At 67.4% G+C, this 18405-nt stretch carries 17 protein-coding genes and 1 tRNA gene; 5 read left to right on the top strand and 13 right to left on the bottom strand.

Going from position 1 to position 18405, the window contains the following annotated elements:
- From AKG07_RS03755 to AKG07_RS03745, 3 genes are all read left to right on the top strand, one after another.
- Positions 1–927, top strand: coding sequence for an SPFH domain-containing protein (locus AKG07_RS03755; RefSeq protein WP_053096070.1), 927 nt, complete (start codon positions 1–3; stop codon positions 925–927).
- On the top strand, positions 924–1697 hold the full coding sequence (locus AKG07_RS03750) for a glycerophosphodiester phosphodiesterase family protein (RefSeq protein ID WP_053096069.1): 774 nt from the start codon (positions 924–926) through the stop codon (positions 1695–1697). Before AKG07_RS03755 ends, AKG07_RS03750 begins: the two co-directional genes overlap by 4 nt.
- Positions 1698–1822: 125 nt before the next feature.
- On the top strand, positions 1823–2206 hold the full coding sequence (locus AKG07_RS03745; RefSeq protein ID WP_053096068.1) for an RNA polymerase-binding protein RbpA: 384 nt from the start codon (positions 1823–1825) through the stop codon (positions 2204–2206).
- On the opposite strand, the gene lnt is transcribed toward AKG07_RS03745, so the two are convergent.
- The 9 genes from lnt to AKG07_RS03700 are packed head-to-tail and all read right to left on the bottom strand — an operon-like array spanning position 2203 to position 11918.
- A complete protein-coding gene (gene lnt / locus AKG07_RS03740; protein WP_053096067.1) occupies positions 2203–3726 on the bottom strand; it encodes an apolipoprotein N-acyltransferase in 1524 nt (507 codons plus the stop codon). The genes AKG07_RS03745 and lnt overlap by 4 nt on opposite strands.
- Positions 3727–3737: 11 nt before the next feature.
- Positions 3738–6215: a DEAD/DEAH box helicase gene (locus AKG07_RS03735; protein ID WP_053096066.1), complete on the bottom strand. Its 2478-nt coding sequence runs from the start codon at positions 6213–6215 to the stop codon at positions 3738–3740.
- Positions 6212–6970 (bottom strand): twin-arginine translocase subunit TatC, encoded by a 759-nt coding sequence (gene tatC, locus AKG07_RS03730; protein WP_053096065.1) that lies wholly within the window; start codon positions 6968–6970, stop codon positions 6212–6214. Before tatC ends, AKG07_RS03735 begins: the two co-directional genes overlap by 4 nt.
- A 54-nt stretch (positions 6971–7024) precedes the next feature.
- Positions 7025–7282, bottom strand: a complete 258-nt coding sequence (tatA, locus tag AKG07_RS03725; protein WP_053096064.1) for a Sec-independent protein translocase subunit TatA — start codon at positions 7280–7282, stop codon at positions 7025–7027.
- 27 nt (positions 7283–7309) lie between these two features.
- The gene (locus tag AKG07_RS03720; RefSeq protein WP_053096063.1) at positions 7310–8299 is read right to left on the bottom strand and encodes a helix-turn-helix transcriptional regulator; all 990 of its coding nucleotides are present in this window, start codon (positions 8297–8299) and stop codon (positions 7310–7312) included.
- Positions 8296–9291: a helix-turn-helix transcriptional regulator gene (locus AKG07_RS03715; RefSeq protein ID WP_053096062.1), complete on the bottom strand. Its 996-nt coding sequence runs from the start codon at positions 9289–9291 to the stop codon at positions 8296–8298. Before AKG07_RS03715 ends, AKG07_RS03720 begins: the two co-directional genes overlap by 4 nt.
- Entirely contained in the window at positions 9291–10208 is a 918-nt protein-coding gene (locus tag AKG07_RS03710; protein WP_053096061.1) for a hypothetical protein, read from the bottom strand. Before AKG07_RS03710 ends, AKG07_RS03715 begins: the two co-directional genes overlap by 1 nt.
- A 10-nt stretch (positions 10209–10218) precedes the next feature.
- On the bottom strand, positions 10219–11238 hold the full coding sequence (locus tag AKG07_RS03705) for a tRNA (adenine-N1)-methyltransferase (protein WP_053096060.1): 1020 nt from the start codon (positions 11236–11238) through the stop codon (positions 10219–10221).
- A complete protein-coding gene (locus tag AKG07_RS03700; RefSeq protein WP_072591272.1) occupies positions 11235–11918 on the bottom strand; it encodes an HAD family hydrolase in 684 nt (227 codons plus the stop codon). The genes AKG07_RS03705 and AKG07_RS03700 overlap by 4 nt, the downstream gene beginning before the upstream one ends.
- Before the next feature lie 91 nt (positions 11919–12009).
- On the opposite strand from AKG07_RS03700, the gene AKG07_RS03695 reads away from it, so the two are divergent.
- Entirely contained in the window at positions 12010–12858 is an 849-nt protein-coding gene (locus AKG07_RS03695; RefSeq protein ID WP_053096058.1) for a PAC2 family protein, read from the top strand.
- 18 nt (positions 12859–12876) lie between these two features.
- Here the strand turns inward: AKG07_RS03695 and AKG07_RS03690 are convergent, their stop codons facing one another.
- On the bottom strand, positions 12877–13701 hold the full coding sequence (locus AKG07_RS03690; protein WP_053096057.1) for an undecaprenyl-diphosphate phosphatase: 825 nt from the start codon (positions 13699–13701) through the stop codon (positions 12877–12879).
- Positions 13702–13746: 45 nt separating this feature from the next.
- Positions 13747–15042 (bottom strand): M20/M25/M40 family metallo-hydrolase, encoded by a 1296-nt coding sequence (locus AKG07_RS03685; protein WP_053096056.1) that lies wholly within the window; start codon positions 15040–15042, stop codon positions 13747–13749.
- A gap of 113 nt (positions 15043–15155) precedes the next feature.
- On the opposite strand from AKG07_RS03685, the gene AKG07_RS03680 reads away from it, so the two are divergent.
- A tRNA-Leu gene (locus AKG07_RS03680) sits at positions 15156–15238 on the top strand.
- A gap of 122 nt (positions 15239–15360) precedes the next feature.
- On the opposite strand, the gene AKG07_RS03675 is transcribed toward AKG07_RS03680, so the two are convergent.
- A complete protein-coding gene (locus AKG07_RS03675; protein WP_053096055.1) occupies positions 15361–16458 on the bottom strand; it encodes a VIT1/CCC1 transporter family protein in 1098 nt (365 codons plus the stop codon).
- Positions 16459–16583: 125 nt separating this feature from the next.
- Positions 16584–18326: a DEAD/DEAH box helicase gene (locus AKG07_RS03670; protein WP_150115066.1), complete on the bottom strand. Its 1743-nt coding sequence runs from the start codon at positions 18324–18326 to the stop codon at positions 16584–16586.
- Between the last annotated feature and the right edge of the window lie 79 nt (positions 18327–18405).

Below are 18405 nucleotides of genomic sequence, written 5' to 3'. Positions count from 1 at the left end.
TTGGACGATGCATCGTTCATCCCCGCAGCGATCGGGTGGATCCTCGTCATCGCGATCATCATCTTCGTGGTGGTCACGCTGGCTCGCTCCATCCGCATCATCCCCCAGGCCACGGCCGGCGTGGTCGAGCGCCTGGGCCGATATCACAAGACACTGACGCCGGGTCTGAACATCCTGGTGCCGTTCATCGACCGGCTGCGTCCCCTCATCGACATGCGCGAGCAGGTCGTGTCCTTCCCACCGCAGCCCGTGATCACCGAGGACAACCTGGTGGTCTCGATCGACACCGTCGTCTACTTCCAGGTGACCGATGCTCGCGCTGCGACATACGAGATCGCCAACTACCTGGGCGCCGTCGAGCAGCTGACGACGACGACACTGCGAAATGTGGTCGGTGGACTCAACCTCGAAGAGGCCCTGACCAGTCGCGACAACATCAACGGACAGCTTCGCGTCGTGCTCGACGAGGCGACGGGCAAGTGGGGAATCCGCGTCGGCCGCGTCGAGCTGAAGGCCATCGACCCGCCCATCTCCATCCAGGACTCGATGGAGAAGCAGATGCGCGCCGAGCGGGACCGTCGAGCGGCGATCCTCACGGCTGAGGGAACCAAGCAGTCGGCGATCCTCGAGGCCGAAGGTGCGCGACAGGCCGAGATCCTCCGGGCAGAGGGCGACAAGCAGGCCGCCGTGCTGCGCGCCCAGGGTGAGGCCGAAGCGATCCAGAACGTGTTCACCGCCATCCACCAGGGCGAGCCTGACGACAAGCTGCTCGCGTACCAGTACCTGCAAATGCTTCCGAAGATCAGCGAAGGCCAGTCGAACAAGCTCTGGATCATCCCGAGCGAGCTGACCGAGGCGCTCAAAGGCATCGGCACCGCGTTCACCCCGCGACCGGGACAGCCCCCGACGAACCTGCCGGGCGCGTGACGCACCCGTATTTCGTCAAGGCGCGTCACCCCCGAGTCCTCGCTCACCGCGGTCTGATCACCGCGGCGGGCGGGGACTCCGGTGTCTGGGAGAACTCGGCCGCCGCCGTCGCCGCCGCTCATGCCGCCGGAGCAGAGTACATCGAGACCGACTGCCGGGTGACGGCCGACGGTGACGTCGTGCTCTTCCACGACGCGACGCTGCACAGACTGGCCGACGATCCCCGTCCCGTCGGTGAGGTGCGCACCCGCGAACTCGCCGCGATCTTCTCCGACCACGGCGGGCTACTCACGGTCGCTGACGCACTCTCCGCCTTCCCGACCACGCGCTTCAACATCGACGTCAAGACCGTCGACGCGGCAGCACCCCTCGGCCCCCTCCTGGCGGAACACACGCATCGAGTTCTCGTGACCAGCTTCTCCGATGCGAACCGACGTGCGACGATCGCAGCGGTCCTGCGCGCGGGGGCTCCGCTCCGACCGGCGACGTCGGGCGGCAGCCGCACCATCGCCGCGGTCCGCGCTCTCTCCGCTCTGCGCCTCTCCCCCGGCCGCGCTCTGCTCGACATCGACGTGCTGCAGATTCCTGAGCGGCATCGCGGCGTGAAGGTGCTGACGCCTGCACTCCTCCGAGCGGCGCACCGGCGCGGCGTCGAGGTGCACGTGTGGACGGTGAACGACGCGGACTCCATGCGACGACTCGTCCGGCTCGGTGTCGACGGCATCGTCACCGACCGCGCCGATCTCGCGCTGGTCACGATCGGCCGCTGAGACCGCCACGCCGCCATTACGCTGTGGCGCTGGGATTCCGCTGTGAATAGCGCCGAGAACGCGCTCGTATGGATGAAGCGCACAGGCTGGAGCGTTATACCTGACAGCGACGAGAGGACCACACAATGGCAGATCGCAGCCTACGCGGCATCCGACTCGGCGCCCAGAGCCTACAGAGCGAAGAGGGCGTCGTTTTCATGGAGCGCCGTGAAACCACCTACATCTGTGACACCTGCGGCCATGTCACGAACCTGATGTTCTCGGCGGACGCAGAGCCGCCCCAGACGTGGGAATGCCGTTCCTGCGGAGCGGACGCGCGCCTGAACGTCGACGGCCAGGCCGTCACGCTCGATGCCACGGACGAGAAGGCCGCCCGCACACACTGGGACATGCTTCTCGAGCGTCGTACCCGCGCAGAGCTCGAGGAGCTCCTCGAGGAGCGACTCGCCTTCATCCGTGCCCGCCGCGGCGCAGGTGAAGACCCGACCCGCGAGAAGATCGGCGCCTAGCGCCTGCGGGCGCGCAAGCACCCGAAGGCCAGCGCGCCCAGTCCGCCCCAGACCAGAAGACCTTGGATCCAGGGTCCCAGGACGACTCCAGCAGTCAGGCCGGAGCGCAGCTCGACATCCTCGAGCAACGCTCCGGCCTTTCCTGCATCCAGGCTCGAGACCGTCGTGCCATCCGCGCGGATCACCTGGCTGGTGCCGACCGTCGAGATGTTCACGACGCTGCGGCCGGTCTCGATCGCACGCATCCGCGCGACGGCGAGTTGCTGCAGATTCTCATTCGTCCCACGGAAGTCCGCGTTGTTCGTCTGGAAGACGAGCACTTCGGCACCGTCTGCCATGCCCTCGCTGATCACGTCGTCGTAGATCACGTCGAAGCAGATCGCCAGCCCGACCTTCACACCGTCGACGTCGATGACCGGCGGATTCGAGCCCGGGGTGTACTCGCGCTGGATCAGACCGATCAGATCGGGTGCGAGCGCGTTGAAGAAGGCGCGGTCGGGGACGTACTCCCCGAAGGGGACCGGATGCCGCTTGTCATGGACCTGCCCGTCGGCGCCCTCTTCCGTCCAGAGCATCGACGTGTTGTAGAACAGACCGTCTCGTTCCGTGGCGGCGTTCGCCAGCAGCGGTGCGCCGACACGCGAGGCGATCGCGCTCATTCTTCTCGCCAGAGAGTCCGATTGGAACGGATCGAAGTCGAGCGACCCCTCGGGCCAGACCAGCAGGTCGACGTCCTCGCCGTAGAGCGGTTCGGTCGCGTCGGTCTGCGCGTCGATGAGCGAGTAAGGCTCGCGCTCGTCGAAATACCCGCTCGGCCCGTTCCCCTGCACCGCCGCGATGCGCAGCGACCCGCTGGTGGTCGTGGGGAAGAGCGGTGTGAGCAGCAGAACCACGGTCACGACGACCGGTGCGATCAGCGCAGCCGGCCGGCGCCACAGTCGTTCGCGCACCACCTGGATCACGAGGGCGACGAGGAACACCATCAGGAAGCTGAGACCGCTCACGCCGGTCCAGGACGCGACGTGAGCCAGCGGGCTCTCGGCCTGGCTCATGCCCAGACGAGCCCAGGGGAACCCTCCATAGGGCCAGGAGCCGACGAACACCTCGCGCCCGACCCAGAGCGCCGCCACCACGGCCGGAAGGAGCAGGAGCCGCGCCCAGACGCTCGGGAAGGCTCGGGGCATCCAGCGATAGGCGAGGGTGATCAGGATCACGGCCGCCGCCGTGAGCACGCCTTCCAGGACACTCAGCGCCGCCCAGGGCAGCGGGCCCAGGTAGCGAGACGTGAAGGACACGAGCAGTCCGAAGAAGAGCACACCGTAGACGAGTCCGACCGCCAGAGCTCCGCCGGCCCCTCGACCGATCAGCGCCACGAGCAGCAGCGCGGTGGCCGGGAATGCCAGCACCCACACCGCAGTGGACGGATAGGACAGATTCATCAGGAGCGCGGCCATCGCCGCAGCGGGGAGGGCGAGCGAGAGCGGCAGGAGGGGGCGCTGCGGCACGCGGGGTTCGGGCATCCTTCCTATTCTCACATCGAGGAATAGGCGACGATGCCGCGACGGACGCCGTCCAGAGCCACGCGGGCGTTGCGGGCCAGCGCACCGTCTTCCGCGACGATCGAGAGCTGATCGAGCAGATCGATCGTCTGTTTGGCCCATCGCACGAAGTCGCCGGCCGCCATGTCTGCGTCCACGAGGACGCGGTCCAGCATCCCTCCTCGCGCCCACGAGTGCATCGCACCGGCGAGGCCGGCCGACAGAGGCTCGGATCCCGGCAGATGGTGGTCCTTCTCGAGGTCGTCCAGCTCGGCCCACAGGGTCGTCGTCTTCTCGTACGCTGCGCGGAAGGCACCTCGGGGCAGGTCCCGCTCCCCCGCATTCGCCTCGTCGCGACGAGGCTCGTAGACGAGGCAGCACGCCATCGCAGCGAGGGACGGCGCGTCGAGACCGTTCCACAGCCCCTGCCTGAGAGATTCGGCCACCAGCAGATCGCGTTCGCCATAGATCCGGCGCATCGTCCGCCCGGCCTCGGTGAGCGTTGTCTCCCCCTCGTCGTCTCGGTGGAGATAGTCCAGGGTCTCGAGCACCTCGACGACGCGATCGAAGACGCGCGCCACCGTGCCGGTCCTCGTCTCGATCTGTCGGCGGATGCGATCGTTCTGACGCTTGAGCTTCCAGTACCGTTCGGCCCAGCGCGCATGGGCTTCGCGATCAGGGCATCGATGGCATCCGTGACGCTGCATGCGCGTGCGGAGGCTGTGGATCTGCTTCATGCGCTTGTCGCGCGATGTGCGCGGCGCGTTCGAGTCCTGGCGGTTCTTCTTCTCGAGATCGCTCAGCTCGCGGCGTATCGAGGCGTAGTCCAGGAAGTCGCCGTGATCGCAGACCATCGCCGCCTTGTACCCGTCCAGCGACTCCTCCGCTTCGCGGACCTGTCTCGCCAGTCCGACGACTGCGCGGTCGGCCTGGAACTGCGCGAAAGACGACTCGAGCACTTCGCGGGCCCGGGGCTTGCCGAACAGATCGATCAGGTTGACGGCCATGTTGTACGTCGGCCGGAAGCTGGAGTTCAGCGGATAGGTGCGGCGAGAGGCGAGGGCCGCGACCGCCTGCGGATCCATGCCCTCGGTCCACTGCACCACCGCGTGACCTTCGACGTCGATGCCGCGTCGTCCCGCCCGACCGGTGAGCTGCGTGTACTCCCCCGATGTGATCGCGACTCGGGCCTCGCCGTTGAACTTCTCCATCTTCTCGAGAACGACGGTTCTCGCGGGCATGTTGATGCCCAGAGCCAGGGTCTCGGTGGCGAAGACGACCTTCACGAGCTTGCGCTTGAAGAGGTCCTCGACGACCTCCTTGAAGGCCGGCAGCAGACCCGCATGATGCGCAGCCACACCGCGCTCGAGGTTCTCGAGCCACTCCCAGTAGCCCAGCACACCGAGGTCCTCATCCTGCAGCGAACGGGTCCGGTCCTCGACGATCGCTCGGATCTCCGCGCGCTCCTCGGTCGACGTCAGCCGCACGCCCGATCTCCGGACCTGCTGCACCGCCGCGTCGCACCCGACTCTGCTGAAGATGAAGAAGATGGCAGGCAGGAGATTGGCCTGCTCGAGCAGCCGCACCACGTCCGGGCGATCCATGCGCTCGATCCGACGCACATTCGCGGAACGGACGGGGCGACGTCCGCCTCGTGGCGGGCGCTGCGCCTGTCGGCCGGCATGACGATTGCTGCGATACTCCTGCGCCGAACGATTGTTGTCGTAGTTGGAGCCGGTGAAGGAGCGGATCCGCATCAGCTCCTGATTGACCTGTGCGGTCGCGATCCCCGCCCGATCGTCGAAGAGCGGCAGCAGATCATCACGGACGAGCACGTGCTGCTCGAGCGGAACCGGACGGATCTCCGAGACGATCACCTCGGTGTCCCCGCGCACGGTGTCGAGCCAGTCCCCGAACTCCTCGGCGTTCGAGACGGTGGCGCTCAAGGAGACCAGCCGTACGTGCTGCGGCAGGTGGATGATCACCTCTTCCCACACTGCCCCGCGGAAACGATCCGCGAGGTAGTGGACCTCGTCCATGATGACGTAGCGGAGGTCCCGGAGCGCGGCCGAGTCGGCGTAGATCATGTTGCGCAGCACCTCGGTCGTCATCACGACGATCCGGGCGTTGCCGTTGATGTTCGTGTCGCCGGTGAGCAGACCGACGTCGTCCGGGCCGTACACATCGACCAGCTCGCGGAACTTCTGATTCGAGAGCGCCTTCATCGGCGTCGTGTAGAAGGCCTTGTCCCGTGGAGTCTGCATCGCGAGATGGATCGCGAACTCGCCGACGATCGTCTTGCCTGCACCGGTCGGCGCGGCGACGAGCACGCTCTGGCCGTCTTCGAGTGCGTGGCATCCTTCGACCTGGAAGGGGTCGAGCTCGAACTTCTGGTTCGCAGCGAAGGCGACGGTCGCCGGGTGCCCTGCGGCCTGTTGAGCCGCGGCGTATCGTTCGGCCGGCGAGCTCATACGGCCACGGGTTCGATGCCTGCAGCGGCGTCGCGCTTGCGCTTGCGTCGGTCGAAGAGCATCGAGATGAAGGTCGCCGCGAAGTACAGCACGATCATCGATCCCATCAGCAGCAGCATCGAGAACACATCGGCAGGCGGAGTCGTGACGGCGGCGAAGATCGTGCACACCAGGATGGCGACTCGCCAGCCCTTCAGGATGTCGCGGCCGGATACGATTCCCGCGACGTTCAACGCGACGAGGAAGACCGGGAGCACGAAGGCGATGCCGAGCACGAGCAGGAACTTGAAGACGAAGTCGTAGTAGGTGGAGTAGTCGAAGAACTGCGCCATGCCGGTGGGGACGAACGACGCCATGACTTCGATCACATGCGGAAGCACGAAGAACGCGACGGTGCAGCCGCCGAAGAACAGCGGGATGGCCGCCCCGAGGAATCCCCAGGTGTACTGGGTCTCCTTCTTGGTGAGGCCGGGCATGACGAAGGCCCACACCTGCCAGAGCCACACGGGCGCCGAGAGCAGCAGACCGATGGCGAACGCGATCCGCATCCGCAGATCGAACCCGCTCGTGACGGTCGTGAAGTTGAGACCCGTGTACTCGCGCCCGGCTTCTGCAGCGATCGTGCGGATCGGCACCGAGAGGAGCTCGATGATCGGCTCCGTCACGAAGAAGGCGATGATCATGCCGACCACCAGGGCACCTGCCGCGATGAACAGACGCTTACGGAGCTCGATCAGGTGCGCGCCGAGAGACATCCGCCTGTCACGGCCCGGCGTCTCCTGGTCGGCGGAATCGAGAGCGGACACGAACTAGGCGGATCGAGGAGGCTGACCCGGATCCGTGTCGCGAGCCGTCACCGTGGTGTCTGCGACCGAGGTCGTGGTGGTCGGGGATGCCGGATCTGCGGCATCAGTCGCGTCCTCGTTCTTCATCGCCTTCATCTCGCCCTTGAACACCCGGGCGGACTGACCGAGGCTCTTCGCCAGTGCCGGCAGCTTCGCCGCACCGAAGAGCAGCAGGATGACGGCGAGGATGATCAGCAGATGTGGCCAACCGAAAGCGCCCATGATTCTCCTTCGTCGTTTGGTGAAAGTCTAACGGGCGTTGTCGCCTTCGGGGTGGCGATACAGGGCGAGTCCGGCCGCAGCCCATTCCCGCGCCGCAGTTCGAGCGACGCCGGGATCCACCACTTCGAGGGCGCCGCCGAACTTCGCCGCCAGTCGCTTCACTCCCCGAGGGTCTGCGAGATGCAGCCGAACGGTGACGATCCCATCGCTGACGTCGGAGTTGTCGGCCGTCAGGAAGTCTCCGAGCAGGGGCGCCATCCGCTCGGGCACCCGCACTCGCACCTCCCCCTCGTCCTCGACGGCCGAGAAGGCCTCAGGGACGTGCTCGCCCGCGTGCGTGATCGGGATGTCGGTCAGCCGGGCATCGCTCACGCGATCCAGGTGGAAGGTGCGCATGGCCTGTCGCATGTGGCACCACCCCTGCAGATACCACTGCGCGTTGGTGATGAGCACCTGCACGGGATCCACGGTGCGCGTCGTGGGCGCGGCATCGGGGGCCTGATACGTGAACGACACGGCGACGCCGTTCTGCACGGCCCTCGACACCACCTGGCGGACCTCGTCGACGGCGCTCGGCGCGACGACGACCTCGGCCGGCGCATCGGCCGCGCCGCGCGAGAGCTTCGAGATGAGGCCGCTGACCAATCCCGAGTCGGAGACCGCCGGCACGGCGGCGACCATCTGCAGGCCCGCGAGGAGCGCGGCGGCTTCTCGGGCCGTGAATCGAGGAACCCGGCGCAGAGCGACGTCGTTGGTGATCTCGATGATGTCCTCTTCGTCGAGGAGGTCCCAGTTGATGTCGAACATCTCCTGCGGCTGCTGCCAGAAGCCGGAATCACCGGGCAGACCGATGACCGTGAGCTTCTCGACCATCTGCCGCATCTCGGTCGAGGTCACACCGAACTCGGCAGCCGCCTCGGCGAGCGAGACCTGTCCGTGCTCGAGGAGATAGGGCACCAGAGTCAGATAGACGCGGACTCGGTCGGCGGCGAGCAGCGGCTTGCCTTGGGCGCTCATCGGACCTCCCCCTCCTCCGAATTCGTCGCCACGACCGCGGTCAGGCGATCGACGACGGCCGAGCGGAGCTCCGCAGGCTCGACAACCCGCACCTCGGGACCGTACGACGCGAGCTCGTCGGCGAAGATGTGCAGGTCCACGAACGGGACGAGGATGCCCTGGGTCGCCGCCGGAGTCGCCCGGCGTCCGAGCCGCAGCGACGCCTCGGTGCCCGGTGTGACCTCGAGCAGCGCAGAGTTCTGAGCGGCGACGCGCTCGAGACCGGCCAGGGCACGCTCCCCCGCGCCCTCGCGCAGCGCAGGGTCGAATGCCTTCGCCGTGATCTTCACACCGCCGACGATCCTGCTGAGCAGGAACATGCGGTCCTGCTCGATGTCCACATCGACGCCGAACACGTGCCATCTCGCTTCATAGTCGACGAGTGCGAGCGGGCGGATGCTGCGGCGCCGCGGTGCGCCCTCCCCCGGCTTGAGGTAGTCGAAGACGACCACGCGGCTCTTCTCGATCGCATCCTGCAATGGAGGGAAAGCGGCATCGCGCGCGGTGATCCGCGGCGCGAACCCGATGATCGGTTCGTCGCCGTCGATCCCGAGCGCCCGGATCTTGCGCACGCCGGCCTTGGCGTCGCCGGATGCGGACTCGGCGCTCCACACGCTCCCCGCCAGCTGCAGCACGGCGAGCTCGGCGGCCGTGAACTCGATATCGCTGGGCAGGTCGTATTCCGCCTGCGGAATACGGTAACGCGCTTCGCGGAGGTCATTCGGATCGGCCTGATCCCCGATCGTCTCGACGGGGACGCCGAGAGTGCGCAGCTCATCCTTGTCGCGCTCGAACATCTTCTCGAGTGCATCCGAGCGCACGCCCGCATCGGCGCGCTGACGGTAACCCGACACGTTGTCGAGGATCTGCTGCTTGGTGAGCCCGATCTCCGTGGCCATGAGCGCCACGACGAGATTCGTCAGGCGCTCTTCCGCGGGAATACGGGCCGCCATCACTGCTCCGGGACGGGAACGACGCCCAGGATGTCGACCACGATCGCGGTCGCCGGGTTTCCGTCTGCCTCGGGCACGACGACCAGGAGCTGGGAGCCGACCGTCGCGCCGACGAGCTCCTTCGCTGCCGGGCCGATGTTGGGCTCGGCACCCCACGTGCTCGAGGTGACCGTCTTGTCGTCCCATCCGAGCGCCATGATGTTGGTCACGATGGTCGATTCCTTCTCGACCTTCTCCCCGTCGCCCTTGATGAGCGTCTGAGTGACGGTCTCGGTGGGGGCGTCGCTGTCGGGGATGATCACTCCGGGGGTGCCATCGGGAGCGCGGACGACCGTCGGCAGGCCCCGGGCGTCGTTGAACTGCGATGAGCCCTCGGCGTGAGCGAGGTAGACATCCTGGAGGTCGATGATGGCGACCACGTTCTCATCCTCTTCGAGACCGAAGGCCTCGACATTCGCCTCGCCGAAGTCCTCGGGGGTCAGCACCGCGACGATCCGGCTGCCTCCGGTCGCGCACTCCAGCACGGTCTCGAGACCGGCGGACCGCTCTGCCCAGTAGGAGATGCTGTGCACACGGCTCGGGTCGCCGTTGAACTCGGACTCGTAGAGCTTCTCGCCGCTCTCGCCGCCATAGAAGGCGATGTCGAGCACCATCGGCTGGGAGGTGGTGGTGAGGGTGTTTCCCTCGCCGGTCACCACGTCGGCGAAGGACGTCTCGTCCGCCTTCACCGGGCTGTACACGGTGACGTCCGGAGCCTCTCCGAGGTCGCCCTCGACGGTGACCGAATCCTTCACGGATGCGGTCGATGCCGCCGCCCGATCGCACGCATCACCGGCGAACGAGGGCGCTGAGGCGCATCCGGTCAGAGTGAGGACGGCGAGGCTGATGGTTGCCAGAACGGCGGACGTTTTACGCACGCGCTCCAGTCTATTCCGTCGGTGGCTCGGATTCGCGCGAACCGGCGGCGAGACGGGCGCCCTCGGCGGCCTTCGCGGCCTCTCTCGCCCGCTTGCGCAGATTCTTGTCGTTGATCTCGCGATCGCCGACAGCCCCCGGCGTCCACGCCTCGACATCCGCATCGCCGTAGCTGCTCTTCGATGCCCTGCGCTTCACCTGAGGGGCCACGGCGCCCGGCGCCAGCCGACGAGCCGTGAGGAGGAAGCCGGTGTGCGCCACCATCCGGTGATCGGGCCGCACGGCGAGACCCTCGACGTGCCAGCCGCGAACCATCGTCTCGGACGCCTCGGGATCCGTGAACAGGCCCGTGCTCCGGATGTACTCGGCCACCCGCGAGAGCTGCGTGGCGGTGGCCACGTAGCACAGCACGACGCCGCCGGGGGTGAGTGCGTCGGCGACGACATCCATGCATTCCCACGGCGCGAGCATGTCGAGTACGACACGGTCGACCGTGCCCGCCGGGAACTCCGCCGGCAGCGCATCCGCGAGATCTCCCACCACGACGTCCCAGGTGTCCGGCGTCTCGCCGAAGAAGGTCTCGACGTTGCCCCGTGCGACCTGGGCGAAGTCCTCACGACGCTCGAACGACACCAGCCGGCCGACCGGACCGATGGCCCGCAGGAGCGAGAGCGAAAGGGCACCGGACCCGACACCCGCTTCCACGACGACGGCACCGGGGAAGATGTCGGCCTGCATCACGATCTGCGCGGCGTCCTTGGGGTAGACGATCGCGGCGCCGCGCGGCATCGACATCGCGAAGTCGCGGAGCAGAGGCCGGAGCGCGAGGTACTCGTGTCCCGAGCTGTTCGCGGCCACTGAGCCGTCGGGCAGACCGATGAGGTCGCGGTGCCGGAGCACGCCCTGGTGCGTGTGCAGCTCGCCGTCCTCTCGGAGGGTCACGGTGTGCAGGCGACCCTTGGGGCCGGTCAGCTGCACCCGATCGCCCTCGCGGAACGGCCCGCTCGGCCGCTGTGAGGTGGTGTCGGTCATCGGGTGGCTCCCGTCATGGAGGTCTTTCGGTCGAAGAGTTCGATCAGGTCGGCGGCGGTGCGCCCCTCGAGGCTCGGCCACAGCTCATGCGCGCCCACGTGATCGAGCGAGACGATATGCGGCACGCCGAGGGCGACGGCGCCGGATGCGATGCCCGCGCGGAGCCCGGTCGGCGAGTCCTCGATGACCACAGCATCGGCGATGTCGATCTCGAGCAGGGATGCCGCGTGGAGGTAGGGCTCGGGGTGGGGCTTCGGGTTGGTCACATCATCGCCGGCGACGACGATGTCGAAGGCCTGGAACTCGATCAGGTCGACGACGCTCAGCGCCATGCGACGCAGCGACATCGTGACGAGTCCTGTGGGGATCCCCGCTGACCTCAGGTCCTGCAGCAGCTCGCGGGCGCCGGGGCGGAAGGGCACTCCCTGCGTGCGCAGTGCATCCTGCACGCCGTCGGTGAGGAGCGAGATGATCGCCTCGGCATCCATGTCGACGCCCGCGTTCTGAAGGATGATCGCGCTGTCGATGAGTCCGTTGCCGACGAGCTGAAGCGCATCCTCGTGGGTCCACGTGCCGCCGAAGGATTCGACCAGCGCGGTCTCGGCCGCCATCCAGTACGGCTCGGTGTCGACGAGTGTTCCGTCCATGTCCCAGAGGATCGCGCGGGGCTGTCTGCTCACCGAACCATGTTACCCGTGGCTCCACCCCGTCCCCGCGCCGTCGGACTAGCCTGGAGGGATACCGATCCGGAATCCACGAAGGGAGCCCACGATGGATGGCCTCGGTTCACGCATCGTCATCGTCGCCTTCGACGGGTGGAACGACGCAGGGGAAGCCGCGAGCGGCGCGGTCGCCGCACTGCGCGAGACGACGGACTACGACCTCGTGCACTCGATCGACCCGGAACTGTACTTCGACTACCAGTACACGCGCCCTGCGACGAAGATGGACGCCGAAGGGCGTCGCCAGCTCACCTGGCCCGAAGCCGGACTCTGGCGCCCGCGCGACCCGGGTCCCGGTCCCGAGTTCTGGATCCTCACGGGCGTGGAGCCTGCGCGCACCTGGCAGGCTTTCGCGTCGGAGTTCATCGACGTCGCTCTCCGCGACGACATCACGGGCTTCGTGACGCTCGGCGCGATGCTCTCCGATGTGCCCCACACCCGCCCCATCTCGATCTTCGCCTCGAGCCAGAACGAGCAGGTCCGCGAGGCGCACGGCCTCGAGCGCTCGCTCTACGAAGGCCCCGTCGGAATTCTCAGCGTCATCGAGCACTTCGCCGAGAGCGCCGGCATTCCGACCGCCAGTCTGTGGGCGAGCGTGCCGCACTACGTCGCCTCCGCCACACCGTCGCCCAAGGTGACCCTCGCACTTCTCGATCGACTCGAGGAGCTGACCGGCGTGGATGTGCCTCGCGACCACCTGCGCACCGAGGCCGCCGCCTGGGAGGCATCGATCGATGCCGCCGCCGCGGACGACGAGGACATGACCGAGTACATCCATCAGCTCGAGCGCACGCGCGACACGTGGGACTCCCCCGATGCGTCGGGCGATGCCATCGCTCAGGCCTTCGAGCGCTATCTCAAGCGCCGTGGCGACGGCCCCGGCGACCACAAGCGGTAGTCGCCGGGGTCCTCGTCATCACGCCGCGATGACGCCGGTCCCCAGCAGCACCAGGAGGACGGTGCCCAGGAGGATGCGGTAGATCACGAACGGCAGGAAGCTCCGCTTCGAGATGTAGTTCATGAAGAAGGCGATCACGCCGAGCGCAACGACGAATGCGATGCCCGTCGCCGCAAGCGTGTCTCCGAAGGAGAAGAACGACGGCTCGTCCCAGCTCTTGAACACCTGGTAGAAGCCACTGCCGAACACGGCGGGGATCGCGAGCAGGAACGCGTAGCGAGCGGCAGCGGCACGCTCGTAGCCGAGGAAGAGTCCCATCGTGATCGTTCCACCGGAGCGCGAGACTCCAGGGATCAGCGCCAGAGCCTGCGCGAAGCCGTACGCGATGCCGTGCGGGTAGGTGAGCTGATCGAGCTTGCGCCGCTTCGCGCCGACGTGGTCGGCGATCCCGAGCAGGATGCCGAAGACGATCAGCATGATCGCGACGATCCAGAGGGAGCGGAAGACGGTTTCGATCTGGTCCTGGAAGAGCAGCCCCAGGACCACGATCGGGATACTGCCGATGATGATCATCCATCCCATGCGCGCATCCGGATCGCTGCGCGGGACCCTGCCGGTCAGCGACCGGAACCACTGCGCGATGATCCGCACGATGTCGCGCCAGAAGAACACCACGACCGCCGCCTCCGTGCCGATCTGGGTGATCGCGGTGAACGCGGCACCGGGATCCTCGCCCGACGGCAGGAAGGTGCCGAGGATGCGCAGATGGGCGCTGGAGGATATCGGGAGGAACTCGGTGAGTCCCTGGACGATGCCGAGGATGAGCGCTTCGAACAAGTGCATGGAGGAGCTTTCTGAGTCGTGGTGCGCGGACGTGGAGCCGAGAGCTCAATACGTGCGCAGCAGATCGGCCAGCACCCGCTGACCGAAGACAAGCGATTCTACGGGCACCCGCTCATCGACCCCGTGGAACATCCCGGTGAAGTCGAGGTCTGCGGGAAGCCGGAGAGGCGCGAACCCGTACCCGGTGATTCCGAGATACGCGAGCGCCTTGTTGTCGGTTCCTGCACCCAGCAGGTACGGGATGACCGGCACACCGGGGTCATGCCAGCCGAGACTCGCGACCATCGCCTCGACGAGCTCGCCGGCGAAAGGCGTCTCCATGCCGATGTCCCGCACCACCGTCTGGATCTCGATCTCGTCGCCGACGATCTGCTGCAGCTCTGCGAGCACGTCGTCTTCGGTTCCGGGGATCACCCGCACGTCGATCAGCGCCTCGGCACGCTCGGGGATCACGTTGTGCTTGTATCCGGCGGACAGGGCGGTCGGGTTCGTCGTCGTGCGGAACGACGAACGGAGGAAGGCCTCGGCGGGCCCTGCAGCCGCCGCGAGGGCATCCGGGTCGTCGACGGAGCGCCCGGTGAGATCGCTCAAGCCCTGCAGCAGTGCCTCGGTGGTGAGAGTGAGTCGCAGGGGCCACCGCGTGCGACCCAGGGCCGCCACGGCCTCCGCGAGCTTCGTGACCGCATTGTCGTCGTGGAGACGGCTTCCGTGGCCGGCGCGGCCCTTCGCCACGAGGCGTATCCAGATGAGCGCCTTCTCCCCCACCTGCAGCAGGTAGGCGCGGCGATCGTCGACCGTGATCGAATAGCCGCCCACCTCGCTGATCGCCTCGGTCGCGCCCTCGAACCACTCGGGGCGGTTCTGCACCACGAGAGCCGATCCCTCCACTCCGCCGTTCTCCTCATCGGCGAAGAAGGCGAGCACCAGGTCGCGTTCGGGCTGCTCGCCCGCTCGCAGCAGGTCGCCGACCGCCGTCAGGATCATCGCGTTCATGTTCTTCATGTCGACGGCGCCCCGCCCCCAGAGCATGCCGTCCTTGACGACGCCCGCGAAAGGATCGACGGTCCAGTCCTCGGCCATGGCCGGGACGACGTCGAGGTGGCCATGCACCACGAGCGCCGGCTTGCTCCGGTCGCGTCCGGGCACCCGCGCCATGACGTTCGTGCGCCGCGGGATGGGCTCGTAGTACTCGACTCCCAGGCCGAGATCCTGCAGATAGGCGCCGACATACTCGGCCGCTTCCCGCTCGCCCTTCGCGTTGCCCCCGCCGAAGTTCGAGGTGTCGAATCGGATCAGGTCGCGCGCGATGCGAACCACCTCGGGCAGAGACACGTCAGTCATGGAGTCCAGGCTATCGAAAGGCCGTGGCGCGCCCGGGCGTCGCCGTCGGTTTCTGAGTGCCCCGAAGCTCGTGCTAATGTAAATCTTCGTTCGGCAACGAACATCCAACACCTGCGCGGGTGGCGGAATGGTAGACGCGCTACGTTGAGGTCGTAGTGCCCGTAAGGGCGTGGGGGTTCAAGTCCCCCTCCGCGCACAGACAGGCCCCGGATATCCACATGATATCCGGGGCCTTCTTCGTTTCCGATGTCGCCGTGTCGTCGGACAGGACTCGCGTGGATCGTCGAGTCCTGTCCGACGCGGTCGGGCCGGCGCCTGTCAGACCGCGCCGACGCCGAACACCAGACCGAGCACGTACGTGACCGCTGCGGCTCCGAAACCGATCGCCAGCTGACGCAGCGCACGACGCAGGGGCGGCCCTCCGGACAGGATGCCGACCATCGCTCCCGTCGACAGGAGCGCGATGCCTACGAGCACGAGAGCGACGACCACCGCTGTGGTCCCCTCGAGCCCGAAGAGCCACGGGAGCACGGGGATGATCGCGCCGGATGCGAAGAGCAGGAAGCTCGAGATCGCAGCGGGCCAGTCGCTGCCGACGATCTCGTGGTCGTCTCCGGCATGGACGTGGACCGGCCCTGTGGCGGTGCGTTCCACGCCGGCGCGCGCGGCATCGACGATGCGCCGTGCGCGCTCCAGAGCCTCCTGCTGGCCGATCCCGCGCGCCCGGTATACCAGAGCGAGCTCGTTCTCATCGATGTCGAGGTCGGCGGCGGATGCCGCGGCATCCTCGTTGGCCTCCGTCGACGCGAGCAACTCTCGTTGAGACCGCACGGACACGAACTCCCCCGCCCCCATCGACAGCGCCCCGGCGAGCAGGCCTGCGATGCCGCTGAACAGGACGAAACCCGAACTGACGCCCGTGGCGCCGATGCCGAGCACGAGCGCGAGGTTGCTCACGAGGCCGTCGTTGGCCCCGAAGACCGCTGCGCGGAACGAGCCCGACAGGCGACGCCGGCCCCGCGCAGCGAGACCGCGAACCACCTCGTAGTGCACTTTCTCGTCAGCGCGCATCGCCGGCGTCGCGTACTGCTCCGAGTCGTACGGTGAACGTGCCTCGGCGCTCTGCGCGAGGGCGAGCACGAAGATGGATCCGAAGCGGCCCGCCATCCAGCCGAGGAGGCGGGAGCGGATGCCGGCGCGTGGCAATCGGACCGGTTCCGCGCCGAGCAGATCGAGCCAGTGCTGCTCATGGCGCCGCTCGGCGTCGGCGAGGCTGAGAAGGATCTCACGCTCCTCACCCGTGCGTCGGCTCGCGAGCTTCTGGTACACGTGTCCTTCGGCGCGTTCCTCGACGAGGTACCGCGCCCAGCGGCGGCGGTCTGCGGTGGTGGGCTCGGCGGCAGCGGGGGCTGTCATGAAGTCTCCTGATCGACGGTCCCCGTTCTCGGGGCAACCGTTCAACGCTAGCTTCGGGAGCCCGTCTCGGTCGCACCCGGCGATGGTATTGCCAGCTTTTCGGGTCTCCGAACCGACGCCAGGGTTCAGGAGCGGACGCGCTTGCGGAGTACGTCGATACGGGACTGCAGCTGCGTCACGGTCGCCTGGGCGACTGCTGGTCCACCGCAGATCCGGCGCAGCTCGGCATGGACCACACCATGCGGTTCGCCCTTCTGACGGGCGTACAGCCCAACGAGGCTGTTCAGCAGCTGCCGCTGCTCGCGCAGCGTGCGGTGCAGGGGCGCAGGGAGCGTCGTCGTCTCGGTGGGACCCGCCTCGGCTTCTCTCGTCTCTCGCAGTCGCGTCTGCCGTGCCTGTCGCTGCATCAGGAGCTCGTGCACGTGCTCGGGCTCGAGAAGACCGGGAAAGCCGATGAACTCCTCTTCTTCGGGGGTGCCCGGTTCGGCCAGCTGACCGAACTCCTGGCCCTCGAACACGACCCGGTCGAAGTGGGCCACCGACGAGAGCGCCTGATAGCTGAATTCCTCGGTCAGCGCGTCGGACGCGTCGTCCTCGCGGTTCGCGGAGTCGAGCAGCGAGTCCTCGAGCCCATCGTCGTCCTTCGACTGACGGTCGAGCGCGTGATCGCGCTGCTTGTCCATCTCGTTCGCGAGACCCATCAGGACCGGCACCTGAGGGAGGAATACGCTCGCGGCCTCGCCACGGCGGCGTGCTCGCACGAATCGGCCGATGGCCTGAGCGAAGAACAGCGGCGTCGACGACGACGTGGCGTAGACGCCGACCGCGAGGCGCGGCACGTCCACCCCCTCGGACACCATGCGCACCGCGACCATCCAGCGGTCCTCGCTGTTGCTGAACTTCTCGATGCGTTCGGAGGCCGTCGCGTCATCGGACAGGACGATCGTCGGCTGCTGACCGGTGATGCTGTGCAGGATCTTGGCGTAGGCACGCGCGACGGTCTGATCGGTCGCGAGCACCAGGCCGCCGGCATCCGGAACGTGATGCCTGATCTCGGTCAGACGACGATCGGCTGCGGACAGCACAGCCGGCATCCACTCGCCCTCGGGGTCGAGCGCCGTGCGCCAGGCCTGCGAGGTCATGTCCTTGGTGTTGTCCTGCCCGAGATGCGTCTCGAGTTCGTCTCCGGTGCTCGTGCGCCATCGCATCTTGCCGGCGTACATGTGGAACAGCACGGGGCGGACGACGCCGTCGGCCAGGGCGCGACCGTAGCCGTAGTTGTAGTCGGTGCGGGAGATCCGTGCACCGGACTCGTCAGGGTGGTACTCCACGAACGGGATCGGTGCGGTGTCGCTGCGGAAGGGCGTCCCGGACAGCAGCAGTCGGCGCTTCGCCGGCCCGTACGCGTCTCGGATCGCATCACCCCAGCTGAGGGCGTCTCCGCCGTGATGCACCTCGTCGAGGACGACGAGGGTCTTCGCATCCTCGGTCAGATGACGGTGGACCGACGACTTCGCCGCGACCTGCGCGTAGGTCACGACGGCGCCGTGGTAATGCCGCGCCGGCGCCCAATGACTGTTGCGGAACCGGGGATCCAGACGGATGTGCACCCGCGCTGCTGCATCGGCCCACTGCGTCTTGAGATGCTCGGTCGGCGCGACCACGATGATCCGGTTGACCTCCCCCATGCGCATGAGCTCGACCGCGAGGGTGAGCGCGAAGGTCGTCTTGCCTGCACCGGGTGTCGCCGCGACGAGGAAGTCACGCTGATCCGCCTGGAAGTACTGTTCGAGCGCCTCCTGCTGCCAGGCGCGCAGCTTGTTCGCAGTACCCCAGGGGGCGCGCTGGGGGAAGGACGGAGAAAGCATCGAGTCAACGATAATCGCTGCCGCCGACACTCGGCACGCTCACGCGATCCGCCGCGCGCGTCCTCCCCACAGGCCACGC

Source organism: Microbacterium sp. CGR1 (assembly GCF_001266755.1).
Lineage (GTDB): Bacteria > Actinomycetota > Actinomycetes > Actinomycetales > Microbacteriaceae > Microbacterium.
The sequence above is the reverse complement of the archived record's forward strand: the minus strand, read 5'-3'. Positions and strand labels throughout refer to the sequence as shown.

What these genes read in the sequence shown, in the direction of transcription:
- AKG07_RS03715 (WP_053096062.1), bottom strand. Translation starts at nt 9,291, where the DNA reads ATGGCGGCCCGTATTCCCGCGGAAGAGCGCCTGACGAATCTCGTCGTG.
- AKG07_RS03720 (WP_053096063.1), bottom strand. Translation starts at nt 8,299, where the DNA reads ATGAGCGCCCAAGGCAAGCCGCTGCTCGCCGCCGACCGAGTCCGCGTC.
- AKG07_RS03745 (WP_053096068.1), top strand. Translation starts at nt 1,823, where the DNA reads ATGGCAGATCGCAGCCTACGCGGCATCCGACTCGGCGCCCAGAGCCTA.
- tatA (WP_053096064.1), bottom strand. Translation starts at nt 7,282, where the DNA reads ATGGGCGCTTTCGGTTGGCCACATCTGCTGATCATCCTCGCCGTCATC.
- lnt (WP_053096067.1), bottom strand. Translation starts at nt 3,726, where the DNA reads ATGCCCGAACCCCGCGTGCCGCAGCGCCCCCTCCTGCCGCTCTCGCTC.
- AKG07_RS03735 (WP_053096066.1), bottom strand. Translation starts at nt 6,215, where the DNA reads ATGAGCTCGCCGGCCGAACGATACGCCGCGGCTCAACAGGCCGCAGGG.
- AKG07_RS03675 (WP_053096055.1), bottom strand. Translation starts at nt 16,458, where the DNA reads ATGACAGCCCCCGCTGCCGCCGAGCCCACCACCGCAGACCGCCGCCGC.
- AKG07_RS03670 (WP_150115066.1), bottom strand. Translation starts at nt 18,326, where the DNA reads ATGCTTTCTCCGTCCTTCCCCCAGCGCGCCCCCTGGGGTACTGCGAAC.
- AKG07_RS03685 (WP_053096056.1), bottom strand. Translation starts at nt 15,042, where the DNA reads ATGACTGACGTGTCTCTGCCCGAGGTGGTTCGCATCGCGCGCGACCTG.
- AKG07_RS03690 (WP_053096057.1), bottom strand. Translation starts at nt 13,701, where the DNA reads ATGCACTTGTTCGAAGCGCTCATCCTCGGCATCGTCCAGGGACTCACC.
- AKG07_RS03705 (WP_053096060.1), bottom strand. Translation starts at nt 11,238, where the DNA reads ATGACCGACACCACCTCACAGCGGCCGAGCGGGCCGTTCCGCGAGGGC.
- AKG07_RS03695 (WP_053096058.1), top strand. Translation starts at nt 12,010, where the DNA reads ATGGATGGCCTCGGTTCACGCATCGTCATCGTCGCCTTCGACGGGTGG.
- tatC (WP_053096065.1), bottom strand. Translation starts at nt 6,970, where the DNA reads ATGTCTCTCGGCGCGCACCTGATCGAGCTCCGTAAGCGTCTGTTCATC.